The 17159-nt window shown below is 44.7% G+C and carries 14 protein-coding genes; 3 read left to right on the forward strand and 11 right to left on the reverse strand.

Annotated elements, in window-relative coordinates:
- The first annotated feature begins 201 nt into the window (after positions 1-201).
- Genes ACHZES_RS10135 through ACHZES_RS10145 form a run of 3 tightly spaced genes read left to right on the forward strand, consistent with a single transcriptional unit; the run spans position 202 to position 3793 of the window.
- Entirely contained in the window at positions 202-1737 is a 1536-nt protein-coding gene (locus ACHZES_RS10135) for an ABC transporter ATP-binding protein (RefSeq protein ID WP_038280919.1), read from the forward strand.
- Positions 1734-2843, forward strand: coding sequence for an ABC transporter permease (locus tag ACHZES_RS10140; protein ID WP_038280920.1), 1110 nt, complete (start codon positions 1734-1736; stop codon positions 2841-2843). Before ACHZES_RS10135 ends, ACHZES_RS10140 begins: the two co-directional genes overlap by 4 nt.
- Positions 2840-3793, forward strand: a complete 954-nt coding sequence (locus ACHZES_RS10145) for an ABC transporter permease (RefSeq protein ID WP_395548074.1) — start codon at positions 2840-2842, stop codon at positions 3791-3793. The genes ACHZES_RS10140 and ACHZES_RS10145 overlap by 4 nt, the downstream gene beginning before the upstream one ends.
- 113 nt (positions 3794-3906) lie before the next feature.
- Here the strand turns inward: ACHZES_RS10145 and ACHZES_RS10150 are convergent, their stop codons facing one another.
- The 11 genes from ACHZES_RS10150 to ACHZES_RS10200 all read right to left on the reverse strand — a co-directional run bounded on the left by ACHZES_RS10150 (position 3907) and on the right by ACHZES_RS10200 (position 17147).
- On the reverse strand, positions 3907-5295 hold the full coding sequence (locus tag ACHZES_RS10150; RefSeq protein WP_038280922.1) for a glycine--tRNA ligase: 1389 nt from the start codon (positions 5293-5295) through the stop codon (positions 3907-3909).
- A 14-nt stretch (positions 5296-5309) separates the two neighbouring features.
- The gene (locus tag ACHZES_RS10155) at positions 5310-5939 is read right to left on the reverse strand and encodes a hypothetical protein (protein WP_395548073.1); all 630 of its coding nucleotides are present in this window, start codon (positions 5937-5939) and stop codon (positions 5310-5312) included.
- 261 nt (positions 5940-6200) lie between these two features.
- Complete coding sequence (gene recO, locus ACHZES_RS10160) at positions 6201-6866, reverse strand: DNA repair protein RecO (RefSeq protein WP_038280924.1); 666 nt, start codon at positions 6864-6866, stop codon at positions 6201-6203.
- 15 nt (positions 6867-6881) lie between these two features.
- Complete coding sequence (gene era, locus ACHZES_RS10165) at positions 6882-7787, reverse strand: GTPase Era (RefSeq protein WP_038280925.1); 906 nt, start codon at positions 7785-7787, stop codon at positions 6882-6884.
- A gap of 68 nt (positions 7788-7855) precedes the next feature.
- On the reverse strand, positions 7856-10780 hold the full coding sequence (locus tag ACHZES_RS10170; RefSeq protein ID WP_395548072.1) for an insulinase family protein: 2925 nt from the start codon (positions 10778-10780) through the stop codon (positions 7856-7858).
- 186 nt (positions 10781-10966) lie between these two features.
- Entirely contained in the window at positions 10967-11791 is an 825-nt protein-coding gene (locus ACHZES_RS10175) for a YdcF family protein (protein ID WP_038280927.1), read from the reverse strand.
- A 199-nt stretch (positions 11792-11990) separates the two neighbouring features.
- The gene (locus ACHZES_RS10180; RefSeq protein ID WP_395548071.1) at positions 11991-13376 is read right to left on the reverse strand and encodes a TrpB-like pyridoxal phosphate-dependent enzyme; all 1386 of its coding nucleotides are present in this window, start codon (positions 13374-13376) and stop codon (positions 11991-11993) included.
- Between the two features lie 430 nt (positions 13377-13806).
- Positions 13807-14532, reverse strand: coding sequence for a cyclopropane-fatty-acyl-phospholipid synthase family protein (locus tag ACHZES_RS10185; protein WP_154522420.1), 726 nt, complete (start codon positions 14530-14532; stop codon positions 13807-13809).
- Between the two features lie 253 nt (positions 14533-14785).
- Positions 14786-16012, reverse strand: a complete 1227-nt coding sequence (locus ACHZES_RS10190; protein ID WP_154522423.1) for a U32 family peptidase — start codon at positions 16010-16012, stop codon at positions 14786-14788.
- 101 nt (positions 16013-16113) lie between these two features.
- Positions 16114-16755, reverse strand: coding sequence for an O-methyltransferase (locus ACHZES_RS10195; protein WP_038280931.1), 642 nt, complete (start codon positions 16753-16755; stop codon positions 16114-16116).
- Positions 16752-17147, reverse strand: coding sequence for an endolytic transglycosylase MltG (locus tag ACHZES_RS10200; RefSeq protein ID WP_038280933.1), 396 nt, complete (start codon positions 17145-17147; stop codon positions 16752-16754). The genes ACHZES_RS10195 and ACHZES_RS10200 overlap by 4 nt, the downstream gene beginning before the upstream one ends.
- Between the last annotated feature and the right edge of the window lie 12 nt (positions 17148-17159).

A 17159-nucleotide genomic window follows, 5' to 3' on the forward strand; every position in this document is an offset into this window, starting at 1 on the left:
AAGCGGAACGCCTTCAGGCATACCTATATGCCCAAATAACATGGGCTAGAAAGTGGAAAGGAGATGCCGTTTGATTCACCAGTCAGAACAGACCTGGTCTCTTACGGCATCTCTTTTTTATTTCTCATAAAAGCAGAAAAATACCAAGGTGTATTTTATTAACCAGGTCCCATAGATAGGTACCGAATTAAGGGGGATTTTATGGACTACATTATTGAGATGCTTCACATCACAAAAGAATTTCCAGGTATCATAGCCAATGATGACATCACTCTTCAATTAAAGAAAGGCGAGATACTTGCTCTGCTTGGTGAAAACGGCGCGGGAAAATCCACGCTCATGAGTGTCTTATTCGGCCTGTACCAGCCGGAAAAAGGCGTCATTAAGGTCAGAGGCAACGAAGAAAAAATAACCGGGCCTCTGGATGCCAATGCTCTGGGTATTGGCATGGTTCATCAGCATTTTAAGCTGGTGGAAAATTTTACCGTACTTCAGAATATTGTTCTGGGCATTGAAACGACGAAACGCGGGTTTTTAAAGATGGATGATGCCCGCAAAAAAGTTATGGATTTAAGCGAGAAATACAAATTATTCGTGGACCCGGATGCGATTATATCGGACATTACCGTTGGAATGCAGCAAAGGGTCGAGATTTTGAAAATGCTTTATCGCGACAACGAAATCATGATTTTTGACGAACCCACTGCGGTTCTTACACCTCAGGAAATTGACGAACTGATGCAGATCATGAAAGATCTGGTAAAGGAAGGCAAATCCATCCTGTTTATCACCCACAAGCTCAATGAAATCAAGGCGGTTGCGGACCGCTGTTCTGTCCTGCGCCGCGGTAAATATATTGGAACGGTAGAGGTAGCAGAAACAACACCTGAAGAAATGTCAGAGATGATGGTCGGCCGGAAGGTAAATCTGACCGTTGAAAAGAATCCTTCCAAGCCCGGAGATGTTGTGCTGGAAGTAAAGGATCTTTCCGTGGAGGCCAAAAGAGAAGGCCAGACAAAGAAAATGGTTCATGATGTCTCATTCAAGGTTAAAAGAGGTGAGATCGTTTGTATTGCCGGCATCGACGGCAACGGCCAGACAGAGCTTATTCATGCCATTACCGGCATTTCCGATATGAGCACCGGTACCGTTACCATCAATGGGGAAGACGTGACGAAAAAGAGCATCCGTTACAAAAACACCCATGGTCTGTCCCACATACCGGAGGACCGCCATAAACACGGTCTTGTCCTGGATTATAACCTGGCCTATAACCTGGTTCTTCAGCAGTATTTTGAAAAGGAATTCCAAAGCAGTACTTTCTTAAAAAATGACAAGATCTATGAATATGCGGAAAAACTGATCCAGGATTATGATATAAGAAGCAGTGAAGGCTCCTATACCACAGCCCGCAGTATGTCCGGTGGAAACCAGCAAAAGGCCATCGTTGCAAGAGAAATCTCCAAAGCTCCCGATATTCTTCTGGCCGTTCAGCCCACCCGTGGCTTAGACGTGGGTGCCATTGAATACATTCACCGCCAGCTGATAAAGCAAAGAGATGCAGGAGCAGCCATTCTCTTAGTATCCCTGGAGTTAGATGAAGTCATGAATTTAAGCGACCGGATTCTGGTTATGTTTGAAGGCGGAATCGTAGCCGACTTAAACCCCAAGAACGTTACCGTTCAGGAATTGGGTCTTTATATGGCAGGCGCAAAGAAAGAAGGTGGCAGATCATGAAACCGAAACAGATAAAAGACCATACAGGAATTCTTTCTTCCATTTTTGCCATTGTGCTTGGATTGATCGTAGGCCTGATCATTCTGTTCCTCTGCAATCCAAAGCAGGCGCTTCCCGGATTCGCAACAATTTTATCAGGAGCATTTACCCATGGCGCCAAGGGTGTTGGACAGGTATTTTATTATGCAACACCTATCATTCTCACTGGTCTTTCCGTGGGATTTGCCTTTAAGACAGGGCTTTTTAACATCGGAACTCCCGGTCAGTTTATCATGGGCGGGTTTGGTGCTGTCTATGTGGGAATCCTCTGGACGTCCTTAGGTCCGGCTCACTGGATTGTGGCCCTTCTTGCCAGCGTCATCTTAGGTGCTGTGTGGGGCCTTGTACCAGGGCTTTTAAAAGCTTATTTTAACGTAAATGAAGTAATCGCCTCCATTATGATGAACTACATCGGCATGTATCTGGTAAACTGGATTGTGAAAAGCTATAAACCCTTATTTAATAACCTTCGTAATGAATCACGGAATGTGGCTGCAACAGCCAACATCCCGAAGATGGGACTTGATAAGATATTCCCAGGTTCCAGTGTTAACGGCGGAATTCTCATTGCTATCCTTACGGTTATTGTGATTTGGCTCCTTCTGAACAAGACAACCTTTGGTTATGAATTAAAGGCTGTAGGCTTTAACCGGGATGCCAGCAAATATGCCGGTATCAATGAAAAAAAGAGTATTATTTTATCCATGGTTATCGCAGGAGCCATTGCAGGACTGGCAGGAGGACTTCTGTATCTGGCTGGTACCGGTAAGCACATCGAAATCAAGGATGTGCTGGCATCGGAAGGTTTTACCGGCATTTCCGTTGCATTGCTGGGCTTAAGCAACCCAATCGGTGTTCTGTTCTCCGGTATCTTTATCGCATACTTAACAGCCGGGGGATTTTACTTGCAGCTGTTTGAATTTTCTACGGAAATCATTGATATTATCGTTGCAGTTATTATTTACTTCAGCGCATTTGCCCTTATGGTTAAGATCATTCTTTCTAAAATCCACAAGCAGAAAGGCGAAAAAGCAGAAGCAGCTAAGGAAGGAGGAACGAAATCATGAGTGTAGTTTATTTCATTTTTCAGCAGACCATGTATTTCATGATTCCTCTCATGATCGTAGCTTTGGGAGCCATGTTCTCTGAGCGAAGCGGAATCATTAACATTGCTTTGGAAGGAATCATGACAATGGGAGCCTTTACCGGTATCCTGTTCATTCATTTTACAGGCGGCTCCATGAACGGCCAGTTCCAGCTCATCGCTGCGGTGCTGATCTCCATGGTAACCGGTATGGTATTTTCCCTGTTCCACGCCTACGCTTCCATTAACATGAAGTCCAATCAGGTAATCAGCGGTACGGCATTAAACATGTTCGCTCCCGCATTTGCCATATTCGTGGCCCGTGTCATTCAGGGAGTACAGCAGGTTCAGTTTAACAATACCTTCCGTATTACCTCCGTTCCGTTTTTAGGAAAGATACCGTTTTTCGGTCCTCTCCTGTTCCAGAACGCTTATATTACCACTTATATCGGCATTGCAATCTTTTTGCTTTCAACCATTGTTCTTTATAAAACCCGGTTTGGTTTAAGGCTTAGGTCCTGCGGCGAGCATCCCCAGGCAGCCGATTCCGCCGGTATTAACGTATACCGGATGCAATATGCAGGCGTTATGATCTCAGGCGCTCTTGGCGGACTTGGTGGACTTGTTTTTGTGGTTCCTACCTCCACCAATTTTAACGCAGACGTAGCCGGATACGGTTTCCTGGCTCTGGCTGTTTTGATCTTCGGCCAGTGGAAACCGGTCAATATCATGCTTGCCTCCCTTTTCTTCGGGCTTATGAAGGCTATCGCATCCGCTTATTCCGGTATCCCGTTCTTAAGCTCATTGGGCATTCCAAGCTACTTCTATAAAATGGTGCCTTATATCATCACCTTGATCGTACTGATCTTTACTTCAAGAAACTCTCAGGCTCCAAAGGCAGAGGGTATTCCTTACGATAAGGGGCAGAGATAAAAAAGTAATATGTATCCGCTGTGAGATAAAAAAGAAGGAGAAAGAGGCAAATGCCTCTTTCTCCTTCTTTTTAAGTTCTACGAACTATTTCTGTTATATTAAAACGATCATATTTAGAAACGGAATTTATCCTCAAAATAGCTCTTCAGCTCTGCAATAGGAACTCTTACCTGATCCATGGTATCACGGTCACGGACGGTTACTGCGAAATCTTCCTCTGAATCAAAATCATAGGTAACGCAGAATGGAGTACCAATCTCATCCTGTCTTCTATAACGCTTTCCGATGTTGCCTCTGTCATCGAATTCGCAGTTATAGTATTTGCAAAGCTCTGCATATACTTTTTCTGCGCCTTCATTCAGCTTCTTGGAAAGAGGCAGAACGCCGATCTTAACAGGTGCAATGGCCGGATGGAAATGAAGTACGGTACGTACATCTCCTTCTGCAATCTCTTCTTCGTCGTATGCGGCACAAAGGAATGCAAGGGTTACACGGTCGGCTCCCAGAGATGGCTCCACTACATAGGGAATGTAACGCTCTTTCTTTTCATCATCAAAATATGTCATATCCTGTCCGGAAGTATTCTGGTGCTGGTTTAAGTCGTAATCGGTTCTGTCTGCGATTCCCCATAACTCGCCCCATCCGAATGGGAACAGGAATTCAATGTCAGAGGTTGCCTTGCTGTAGAAAGAAAGCTCTTCTTTCTCATGATCTCTGACACGCATCTCGTCTTCTTTGATGCCCAGAGTCTGCAGCCAGTTGATGCAGAATTCTTTCCAGTATGCAAACCATTCCAGGTCTGTATCAGGCTCACAGAAAAACTCCAGCTCCATCTGCTCAAATTCCCTGGTACGGAAGGTGAAGTTTCCTGGAGTGATCTCGTTACGGAAGGACTTTCCGACCTGTCCGATTCCGAATGGAATTTTCTTACGGGAGGTTCTTTGTACGTTTTTGAAGTTTACGAAAATACCCTGAGCTGTCTCTGGTCTTAAGTATACGGTATTTTTGGCATCTTCAGTTACTCCCTGGAAGGTTTTAAACATCAGGTTAAACTGACGGATATCTGTGAAATCATGCTTGCCACAGCTTGGGCAGCAGATGTTCTTCTCATCGATATAGCTCTTCATCTCTTCCTGGGACCAGGCGTCAACTGAACCTTCGATGGTGATATTGTTTTCTGCCATATAGTCTTCAATCAGTTTATCTGCACGGAAACGCTCCTTACATGCCTTGCAGTCCATCAGCGGGTCGGAAAAACCGCCTAAATGTCCGGAAGCAACCCAGGTCTGGGAGTTCATCAGGATGGCACAGTCTACGCCTACGTTATACGGGCTTTCCTGTATGAATTTCTGCCACCATGCTTTTTTTACATTGTTCTTCAGTTCTACACCTAAGTTGCCGTAATCCCAGGTATTTGCAAGGCCGCCGTAAATTTCGGAGCCAGGATATACAAATCCTCTTGATTTTGCAAGTCCCACAATCTTTTCCATTGTCTTTTCCATGATCTTAACCTCTCTTATTTAAAAATGATGTAATTTTTCCCTTTTGCTGTCTGAACGGTATAGTGATCCTTTATAGATACATTCTTGGATGTAAATAAAAGCTTTCCTTGGGTTTGTATTGTCACCGGTTGGGGGGTCTCTACGACGATGGCAAAACAGTCTCCTTTGTTGGATAATGCCTTTTTTTCTGCTGGTTTTCCATCGGAGGCTTTTTTAAAGGCGACTCCTTCTGACTCACTCTGTTCCAGGATATCGGACACACGGGTCACGGTAATGGAATCTACCTGGTTTACTTTATCTTCGTATTGGGAAGTAAAACCTGCTAAGTCACTTCCTGATGCATAACGGAAGACCATCTTGGCATTTCCGTTTTCTAAAGTGCAGGAATCCAGGGTTACCGATCCTTGACCATGGGTCTCGTTATATCCGGAAACAGCTTCTTCCAGATAGGCTTTTAATTCATCTGCACGATAGTAATCTTGTTGTGTGTAGGTTTCTACTGTGGCGGTCTGAAGGGCTCCTTCTTCTGTTATATATATTCTGCTGCTCTCCGTATTCATGGTGCCGCCTCCGCTTCTGCCTAAGCAGCCCGTTAACATTCCGGCGGCTATAAAGGCAGCCAGAAAGGCTTTCTTTTTTTTCATACTTTTCCCTCCTGCTTTGAAATTGGGGGTGGCGGGTTGGGGGAGTTGCAGTGAAGATCGCGGAGCAGACCGTGAAGCGCGGTGCAACCCGTGAAGCCGCAGTGCAGCCCGTGAAGCCTGTGGCTTCACGGGCTCACGGACATTCGCCCTATGAATCAGGGCACGAGAAAATTTTCTTATGTGCAAGCACAACGAAAATTTTCTCGTACCCTGATTCGCACTGCTCATTGCATTCTTGAACATTATACCAAACCCCACCTGTCATTTCAATAGTTTCCATCCAGTCATGGTGTGTAAAATCTCTAGCGAATGGAAATTTTTGTCCACATAGCGTTTTTTATTAATTTCCACGCAGCGAATAAATTCCTCCAACACTGGTTCTGTAAGCGTAAAGGTATATAGGTGTTCTGCAGGTGAAACAATTACATATTCCCACGCATAACTTGCTGAATCACTGACAGGGCAGGGTGGGGTTTCTGTGTATTCTCCGTTTAACACCATTGCTTTTAGTTCAAAAATCCTTTGAACCAGCTCATTTTTCAGGGCTGGTTTTAAGAGCGCCCGTATGGACTGGTAAAGTAGCTTTAGAAGACCTGTTCCGTCCATATTCTCCCTGGCGTAATAATCTGCCAGTTCCAGGAAATAGGAACCGTAGCAGGTTCCTTCCACATCTAGGGACAATTCATCAAAATAATTGGTGATCTCCGCCGACCTAAGAGTATAGGAATCCCTTCCCTCATACAGGGAAAACTGCCCGAAGGCAAAGGGGCGGCTTACCGCCATAAGCGGATTGCCTGGTCTTCTGGCCCCTCTGGCAAATGCGATGATCTTTCCTCTTTCCCTGGTGAGTATTACAAGGCGCTTATCCATTTCTCCAACCGGAGATACCCTTATTACCATCCCCGTCATGGTCTCAACTTCCCTCAATTCCTACCACCACTTTTAAATGTCTTTTTCATTATATCCATAATTTTTCATATACAGCTCACTGTCACGCCATTCTTTCCGTACCTTGACCCAAAGCTGTAAATTTACCTTTGTATCCATCAGAGCTTCTATTTCCCTGCGGGCAGAACTTCCGATCTTTTTAAGCATGGAACCGCCTTTTCCAATGATGATCCCCTTGTGGGATTCCCGCTCACAGATAATTTCGGCTTCAATGTCCATGATGCCGTTATCCCGCTCCTTCATCTTTTCAATTGTTACAGCGATTCCGTGGGGAATCTCATCATTTAAAAGACGAAGGGCTTTTTCCCTGATAAGCTCCGCTGAAATCTGTCGCATGGGCTGGTCTGTTACCGTATCCTCATCATAATACTGGGGACCCTTTGGAAGATATTTATAGATAAGCTTCAGCATCAGATCCGTATTTTTGTCTTTCAAAGCGGAAACAGGCACGATCTCAGCAAACTGGCAGACATCCTTATACGTGTCTATAAAGGTCAGGATTTCCTCCTGGTTTTTCACTGTATCAATTTTATTAATAACAAGGATTACAGGAGTTTTCACTTGGCTTAGCTGCTCTGCAATATGCTGCTCGCCGGCTCCAATGTAGGTAGTCGGTTCTACCAGCCAGAGCACCACATCGACTTCTTTTAAGGTGCGCTCCGCGACACTTACCATATATTCTCCCAGCTTGTTCTTTGCCTTATGAATTCCGGGGGTATCAAGGAAAATGATCTGTCCTCTCTCATCCGTATACACGGTCTGGATCCGGTTTCTGGTTGTCTGGGGCTTATCGGAAGTTATAGCGATCTTCTGGCCGATGAGATGGTTCATCAAGGTAGACTTTCCAACATTTGGACGTCCGATCAGGGTAACAAAGCCTGATTTATAGTTGTTTTCCATATAGGGGTTTCCTTTCCTCTTTCGTGTCCACGTTTTTGGACATAAAGGTTTGCCTGTAAGGCTTTGTATTATGAGTGGAATAAGTTCTTGGTTTCTCCAAACAGATCCTTATCCGCCTCGATTTTTTCTTCATTTCCAATGACGCAGAGACTTCCTGTATCCAAAACAGCTTTCACGAGGGAGGCCAGACTGCGGATATCTTCCTGAGTGGCTGTTAATACCTCTTCCCGCTCTTTTTCCATCATTTCCTTGTCAACTCCGGATAAATAGGCGGAAAGGCCACGGTTTCCTCTGGTAGAGGGAGGGAACGGTACATCCATGTCGCTGATGGTACCGATGACATACTTTGTCATATCCCGGTCTGTTTCCTGAAAGCTCTCTAAATAATCCACGACTCCGTCATAGATACGATTTGTTTCTCTTACGTTTGGATCCCGGTAGGAGGTAAAGTACCCTTCACCTGAACGGCCGAATCCGCTCATGCAGCCATAGGCTCCGCCTTTGACTCTTAAATTGATCCACAGGTAATCATAGCTTAAAATAACTTTTAATATTTTAAGAGCACCTGTATATTCCTGGCCGCTGCCCGCAAAGGTTCCGCATCTGGCCACATAATTGACCTGAGAAGCGGTGCTGAAGCCTTCGTTCCTGTTTCCGTTTAAAAAAGTGAAGGGATAACATGTTCCTTCTCCTTCAGGCAATAGGTCTGTGAGCTTCTTAAGAGAATCCGGAAGCAGCTTATATCCTTCTTCATCTGCCGTATAGCTGACCAGCATGTTTTTGGAGGTGAAGAGTTTTTCCATGACCGCTTTTAAACGGGCGATGATTTCCTTCTTGTGAGTAGGATATTCCTTTTCCAGGTTTTCTAAAAATTCATAGTAGCCGATTCCGCCGGTCAAATCGTTAAAAGAAGAGGTGGCTGAAAAGTAAGAAGTAGCCCTGGCCACTGCTGCCGAATGGCAGGAACCTTCTAACTTCATTCTGGCTCTTGACCTGGTTTCACTGATGACTTCGCCTACCCGCTTTTCATCATCTAATATAGAACGGGTCAGAATCTCACCAAGAATAGAGAAACCAAAGTCAAGCTTCTCATAAAGAACCCTGGCGCTTGCCATGAAGAAGCCTTTAAATTCTCCCTTATTTTTTAAGTCGGGATAAGAGGATACGCTAAAGCTGACACCGCCGCTGTTTAAATGGATCTCACTGGTTAAATCCCCATAGGAGAAGTTCTCTGTATTTACATAGCCTAGCAAAGATTTTAAAAATCCAACGTAAGGCAGATCTTCGACTGGAACTGCAGAAGTATCGAATAAAACCTTTAAATACCCGATTCCGGAGGTAAACATCTCATGATGGATCACCTTGATGCCATGGGCCGATTTTTCTTCCCATATGATTTCCTCTGCTTCCCTGCTAATATCTTCTCTTGTAAGCATAGGGATCTTCTCCAGCATCTCCTGGGGAGATGGGGTTTCCTGGTATTCTTTTAGAGCGCGGGTCTGTTCTGCAAGTTCCCGAAGCTCTTCTTCTGAAAGAGAGGCTTTGTATGCGGCAAGCTTCTTTGCCTCCTTCTCATCTTCCATTGCCGTTAAGTTCTTTTTAGGGCTTACGGTTAAGACGGCCTCAAAAGGATTATCCAAAAGGTATTCCTTGATGAGCTGCTCAAAATATCCGTCATCCACTACTTTTTTCAGATAATCAAAGGTATCCTGATATTCTAAGTGCATCATGGGGTCTCCGTCATAGAGCCAGCTGTCCATGCATTGAAGCCCATACATCAGGCCCTTTGGCGCGGAACCGTAATCTGCTTCCCTGTAACGGAATTCGTAGTAGTTCATTCCTGCTTTCAGGCTCTTTCTGTTGATTCCCTCATCTGCAAGCTTTCTTAAGGTACCTTTTACAACAGCGAGGAATTCCCCTCTCTGCTCCTTGTTTGCATTTTTAGCAATGACGGTAAAATAGGGCTGAAGAATGCCGCTGTCATATCCGCCTAAAATGTCCTGACCAATCCCGGCATCAATAAGAGCCTGCTTTAATGGCGCGCCCGGTGCATCCAAAAGGGTGTATTCCAGGATTTGGAATGCAATATATAGCCTGGGATCTAAGTCTGTCCCCACGGCTGTACTGACGGAAAGATAGGTGGCATTTTCTTCGGACTCTCCTTCGGTTATGGAATAGAAAGTCTCTCCCTCTACTGGGTTTAAAAAAGGCTTCTGCCTTGGAATCCTGGAATCAATGGTTATCTCATCGTATTGGCTTAAGTATTCTTTATCAAGCCATACGAGTTTTTCTTCCATATCCATATCACCATAGAGGTAAATATAGCTGTTTGAAGGATGGTAATATCTCTTATGGAAGGCCAGAAAATCTTCATAGGTCAGATCCGGAATAAATGCAGGATCTCCGCCTGATTCCTGACCGTAGCAGTTATCCGGGAAAAGAGTTTTCCTGGTGTAACGGTCCAGCACTTCCTCCGGGGAAGAAAATGCTCCCTTCATCTCATTATATACCACTCCATTGTATATCAAATCGGATTCCGGGCTTTCCAGTTCATAATGCCAGCCCTCTTGCATGAATATCTTCGGTTCTTTGTAAATATTGGGGTGGAGTACTGCATCCAGGTACACGTTCATTAAGTTCTGAAAATCTTTGTCATTGCAGCTGGCTACCGGGTATACGGTTTTATCCGGGTAGGTCATTGCGTTTAAAAACGTATTGAGTGAGCCTTTTACTAACTCTACAAACGGATCTTTCACCGGGAACTTATCGGAACCGCAGAGTACGCTGTGCTCCAGGATATGAGCAACTCCGGTGCTGTCTGACGGCGGGGTACGGAATCCGATGGAAAATACTTTGTTCTCATCATCACAGGATACGAGGAATAGCCTGGCACCGCTTTTTTTATGGCGGAGCACACATCCGGATGCATTGATCTCTTTTATTGCCTTTTCTTCTACAACCTCATAGGCTGCAAGGTTTTTAAACTGATTCATTCTGCGTTTTTTCCTCCTGCATGTTCTTATTATACGTGAGTCCGCAGTGCGGCAAGCGAATCTGGAAGATTCGCTTGCCCACGGGCATTCGCCCTATGAAATAGGCCATGATAAGATTTACTTATGTGTAAGCACAACGTAAATCTTCTCCTGTCCTATTTCGCACTGCTCATTGCTAGCGTGTAATTACATATTGCCCACTAATTTGTCTTTTAATATGGCTGCGCACTCTCTGACGCAAAAGTGTACGAAAAGAATGGGGTCAGATCCACAGGATATGCCATAGATATCCGGTATTCCCCATTTTTTTCCAATCTGCAGCGCTCGAAATACATGAAAATCACTGGTGAGGACACCAATTTTAATGGGTTTATCCGGCACCTCTTCAAATGTTCCCGGCTCCATGAAAATTGGTTGATCCTGACGGCGGGCTTTCCTTTCCGCCTGATCTTCTTCAATGGCTACACGGCTGTATGCAATATTCTCAACCGTGCTGGTGGATCGGGTCTCTAAGATCAGCTGTTCTTCTTTTACTCCGTTAAAGACCAGATAGTCCCGCATGGCTGCGGCTTCACTGACGGGTTCATCATCACCCTGGCCGCCGGACAGCACAAGAATCGTAGAAGGATTGTCATCTAAGTACTCCATGGCTTTATCCAGCCGCTTTTTTAAGGATTTGCTGATTCCTGTTTCCTTTACTCTGGCACCCAGCACAATGACATAGTCCAGGTTCGAAGTATCCCGGGCAGCAACTCCCGTAAATACCAGGATTTCCACCATCAGGAATACCAGAATTCCGGTACAGCACATGGTAATCACTGATACCGGAATCCATAAGGGGACCTTATCCTTATGTTTTACATAGGCTTCCCAGCCCACCGGCAGCAATATGCATATGGCAGCAAATACAAGCCATATAAAAGAAAGTGATGTGGTCAGACCTGAATAAAGAACGATCACAACATAATAAATAATGCAGGAAACGGCCATCAGCCAAAGTATTAACGCCATATGCCAGCCTCCATTCTACACGTTTTAAAACCAGGTAAATTCTGGGCATAATTCTTTTATAGCATACCACAATATAGGAATTTCTACAACTATCACTAAAATTATAACAAAATCAAGTATGGATAAAAAGGCGGCCGGCAAAAGAAAACCAGTCCCTGTCTCCTTTTGCCAGCCGCTCTAATCTATTATATAAGGTGTTTTATTCCATATTTCCCGGAAATCTTGGAATTCCGTCAAATCCGGCCTTCAGATCATCATCGGTCGGGATGTAGTCTGTCATCACTCCGTCATGGAATTTTTCATAAGCCATCATATCAAAATATCCTGTGCCTGTAAGGCCAAAGAGGATCGTCTTCTCTTCTCCTGTCTCTTTGCATTTCAAAGCCTCATCAATCGCCGCTTTAATCGCATGACTGCTTTCCGGTGCCGGAAGTATTCCTTCGACTCTGGCAAATTGTTCCGCTGCCTCAAATACAGCTGTCTGCTCGACAGAACGCGCTTCCATGTATCCGTCATGATAAAGCTGTGACAAGGTGGAACTCATCCCATGATACCGCAGGCCTCCTGCATGATTTGCTGATGGGATAAACCCACTTCCTAGAGTATACATTTTAGCCAGCGGACATACCATTCCAGTATCGCAAAAATCATAAGCAAAAACGCCTCGTGTCAGGCTAGGGCAGGATGCAGGTTCTACCGCGATAAACTGGTAATCTGCTTCACCTCTGAGTTTTTCACCCATAAACGGTGATATCAGACCCCCAAGATTGGAACCGCCGCCTGCACAACCGATGATGATATCAGGCTTGATTCCGTATTTATCCATTGCGGTCTTGGCTTCCATTCCGATCACGGACTGGTGAAGCAGTACCTGGTTTAAAACGCTTCCAAGTACATACCGATACCCTTCTGTATGTGTTGCCACTTCCACTGCCTCAGAAATGGCACAGCCCAGACTTCCTGTGGTTCCAGGATGCTCAGCCAGGATTTTCCTTCCTACTTCTGTTGTCTCAGAAGGAGATGGGGTCACGCTTGCCCCATAGGTACGCATTACTTCTCTGCGGAAAGGTTTTTGCTCATAGGAACACTTAACCATATAGACCCTGCAGTCCAAGTCCAGATAAGAGCATGCCATGGAAAGGGCTGTACCCCATTGCCCTGCCCCGGTCTCAGTGGTCACTCCCTTTAACCCTTGTTCCTTTGCGTAATAGGCCTGTGCAATAGCAGAATTCAGCTTATGACTTCCGCTTGTATTATTGCCTTCAAATTTGTAATAAATCTTAGCCGGAGTCTTAAGCTTCTCTTCCAGGCAGTATGCTCTTACTAACGGAGCCGGGCGGTACATTTTATAAAAGTCACGGATTTTTTCCGGAATTTCTATAAAACGATTATCATTATCCAGCTCTTGTTTTACCAGTTCCTTGCAAAATACAGTTCCTAGTTCCTCCTCAGACATTGGCTGTAAGGTTCCGGGGTTTAGAAGGGGAGCCGGCTTATTCTTCATGTCAGCACGTACATTGTACCACTCTTTTGGCATCTCACTTTCTTCCAGATAGATTTTGTAGGGAATCTTGTTTTCACTCATGCAAAAATCTCCTTTCCTCTTTCCTGCCCATGATTTTTGGGCATCTCTCCGGGATAAGTAGATTTTTAAAATAAAAAATACTCTTATCCCTCACAATAAATTATTGCAGGGACAAGAGTATGTATCGTCATAACTCCTGCGGTGCCACCCGGCTTGATGCATCTGGTGCATCCTCTCACGCATACTGACATATGCTGACTTTCTTAACGGAGTTTACTCTCCGGCTCACCTACTTACCATTCAGTTTGCCCTCAGAAGCCCATTCCCAACTGCCTTTCCCTGCCGCAATTCCACCGCCTGCGGCTCTCTGTGTGGTAAGTACAATGGTACTTGCTCTTCCTCATAGGTTTAAAAAAACTCTAACACGGGAAATGTTAATTGTCAATATTTTATTGACTATAAATAATGGTTTTTAGCTAACCTCATTTATTCAGAGTACTTTAGCAATCAGCTGGATAAGATTAAAATATTTTCCGCCCTCGGCCTCCATCATTTTGATATCCTCCGCAACAACAGGATGATTCCCAGTCAGCCATTCATTCCACGCCTGTCTGCAACAGGCCATTTCACGGCTATCTACCATTTCAATGCCCTTTGCTTTCTTCCATAAATCCCTCCACCACTCAAGAGAGTGCAAGGTTCTTTCCATCTCGCTATTCCAGAATGGTATCATTTCATCGGGAACATTATCCCCAAATTCGTATTTTAATCCGGGAATCGCTACGGCGATATAGCCGCCCTTTTTCACAAAAGGAATAAGTGATGGGAGCATTTCTGCCGTATCGCCGAAATAATGGTAGGCATCTACGGAGAACAACAAATCAAAATATCCGTTTGCAAAAGGCAGTCCTTTTGTCGCATCTGAAGAAATCGGAACGGCCTTATCATCAATCCCGATCGATTGAAAGCGCTCATAGTTTTCAGTTGGCGGAATCCAAAGGTCAGCGGCAAAAACGGACGCGCCATATTTTTTTACCAACAAAAGCGTAGAAAGACCACACCCACATCCTAGGTCAAGGACTCGCATATGTTCATTGATGTTTAAGTGCGAAGATAATTCCTCTGATAACCGCATGGCATTTGGCCCCATCATAGCGGCTTTCAAGTACTGAACATTTTTATCATCCGTAATAAACTGGTTTGTAAATGTATCCATGATATTCTTCCTTTCTTCAAGTTTTACTATTTTGATATTGAAAATTTGTAAAAATTTCTTTCAATTTCATTGGTCTGATTTCCTGCTGTATTCTATTTGTATATTAACATAAAAATCCTTTTCAGTCTTGGTATATTTTGCAATAAAGGAAGCAAACGCGGTACCAATGGAGGCACATCAAATGCAAAAGGCAGCTTATTTAAAAAACAAGCTGCCTTTTTGCTATGTGGGTTGCCTATATAAGCGCGGCCAATCAGGCCTTGCAGCGCAAAATATCATATTCCTGCGGCACATCTCCCTCGAGTTCTATATACAGCACCTGCTTGGAATGAGGAGCGCTTTCCTGGGAGTTTCCTTCTTCATCATAGATGGCTTTAACAAGAACTTCTAAGTTCCTGCCATCAGGCTTCATCACCTCAATGGTGTCTCCCACGGAAAACTTGTTCTTCTGCGTGGTACGGGCAAATCCTCTCTCATCGATAGACTCAATAGTTCCCAGATACGTATAGTTTTTCACATAAGTGTTGTTGTCATAAATCTGAGTGGTTGAATCAGGCTTACTAAAATAAAAGCCGGTGGTAAATTCTCGGTAAGTGCACTTACCGATTTCAGAGCGGTACCACTCCATATTTGCCCGGTATATTTCAGGGTCCTTATTATAATCATCAATGGCTTTCCGGTAAGTTCTGGCCACGGTCGCTACGTAAAGAGCGGTTTTCATGCGGCCTTCGATCTTAAAGCTGTCGATCCCCGCATCCATCATTTCCGGGATGTATTCGATCATGCATAAATCCTTGGAATTGAAGATGTAGGTTCCTCGTTCATTTTCATAGACCGGCATATATTCGCCAGGACGCTGTTCCTCAACAATGGAATACTTCCAGCGGCATGGATGGGTACAGGCTCCCTGATTGGCATCTCTTCCTGCCATAAAATTGCTTAATAGGCACCGTCCGGAATAGGAAATACACATCGCTCCGTGGATAAAGCTTTCGATCTCCATATCCTCCGGAATCTGGCTGCGTATTTCTTTAATCTCTGCAAGAGAAAGCTCCCTGGCGGAAACAACCCGTTTGGCTCCAAGCTGGTGCCAGAACAGATAAGTTCCGTAATTGGTATTGTTGGCCTGTGTGCTGATATGGATCTCTAAATCCGGCATGATGCGCTTTGCAATAGCAAATACACCAGGATCTGAGATAATCAAGGCGTCAAGGCCTGTATCCTTTAATTCTTTAAAATATTCCTCTACTCCGCTTAAGTCATCATTATGTGCCAGAATGTTGGCCGTAACATAGACCTTTACCCCTCTTTCATGGGCAAAGACAATCCCTTCCCGGATCTCTTCCATTGTAAAATTCTTTGCTTTGGCGCGGAGGCCAAAGGCTTCTCCACCGATATAGACAGCGTCTGCGCCGTAAACTACCGCAGTTTTAAGTACTTCCAGGCTGCCTGCCGGAATCAAAAGTTCGGTCTTTCTCATGAAAATCCTTTCTTATGTCCATATTGAAAGAAGTCCGACTCGCCTGACGGCTCGTCGAACGACTAATTTGCTAAGTGTCATATTTATAAATTTCAGGCCCATCAGTGCAGAATGCTGACGGTAATTCCATCCCCGATTGGTACAATGGTCGTTGTAAGCCGCTCTGAGTGTTTTAGTTCATATAAGTAATCCCGCATCCGCCCGTGAATGGTCCGGTTGCGTCGCTCCACCGCATAGCGGGATTCTATGATATCCCCATCCTGAAGGACATTATCAGAAATCAACATCCCGCCGGGGGCCATAAGTTCTAAAATCCTTGGCAGCCATAAAAGATACTGTCCTTTGGCTGCATCCATGAAAACAAGGTCAAAGGGGCGGTCAAGCCCCTTTAATATCTCCTGTGCGTCTCCTTCAAGCAAGGTAATCCGTCCTGTCTCTCCGGCCTCTTTAAAATTTTCTTTGGCCTCTGGAATCCTTTTTTCATATTTCTCTATGGTGGTAATATGACAGTCAGACGGCATGACCTCGGCCATTAAAAGAGTAGAGTACCCCACCGCCGTTCCAACCTCAAGGATAGCCTTTGGCCTCATGGCAGCCGTCATTGTCTGAAGAAATGCGGCAGTCTCTTCCCTGATGATCGGGACGCCTTCCTGTCTTGCCTTTTTTCCGATCTTTGAAAGGAGCGGGCTTCTGTCTGGTTCCAGAGACTTTATATAATCCGTAATCCTATCGTTTACAATCATTTTTTATCTTCCTTTTCCCCTGTATTCTCATTCATTATCTGAAGGATTTCTTTGGAGGTCATGGAAGTGTTAAAGGTATAGTCTCCCGGTTTTACCTTATAAGCAAAAAATTCCGCCTGTATGATAAAGGAATATTCATTGGATATCAGACCATCGTCCTTTAAAAGCTTTGCCGCCTGGGACACAGATGTACCTTTGTTAATGGTTATCTCCTTGTTCCGTCCCGGCTCTGCTTCCATTGCAGAGGCATAGAATATTTCATGGCCGAACTCATATCCTCTGGTGACTCCCTCGTAAAGGAGAAGAATCACCAGGGCAAGGATAATAAGCCTGCTCGAAATCGCAATGACTGCTCCAGTTATTTTATTAATCTCTTTCGTTGCACGGCTCATATCCTGCTCCTT

Source organism: Lacrimispora sanguinis (genome assembly GCF_044987295.1).
Lineage (GTDB): Bacteria > Bacillota > Clostridia > Lachnospirales > Lachnospiraceae > Lacrimispora > Lacrimispora celerecrescens_B.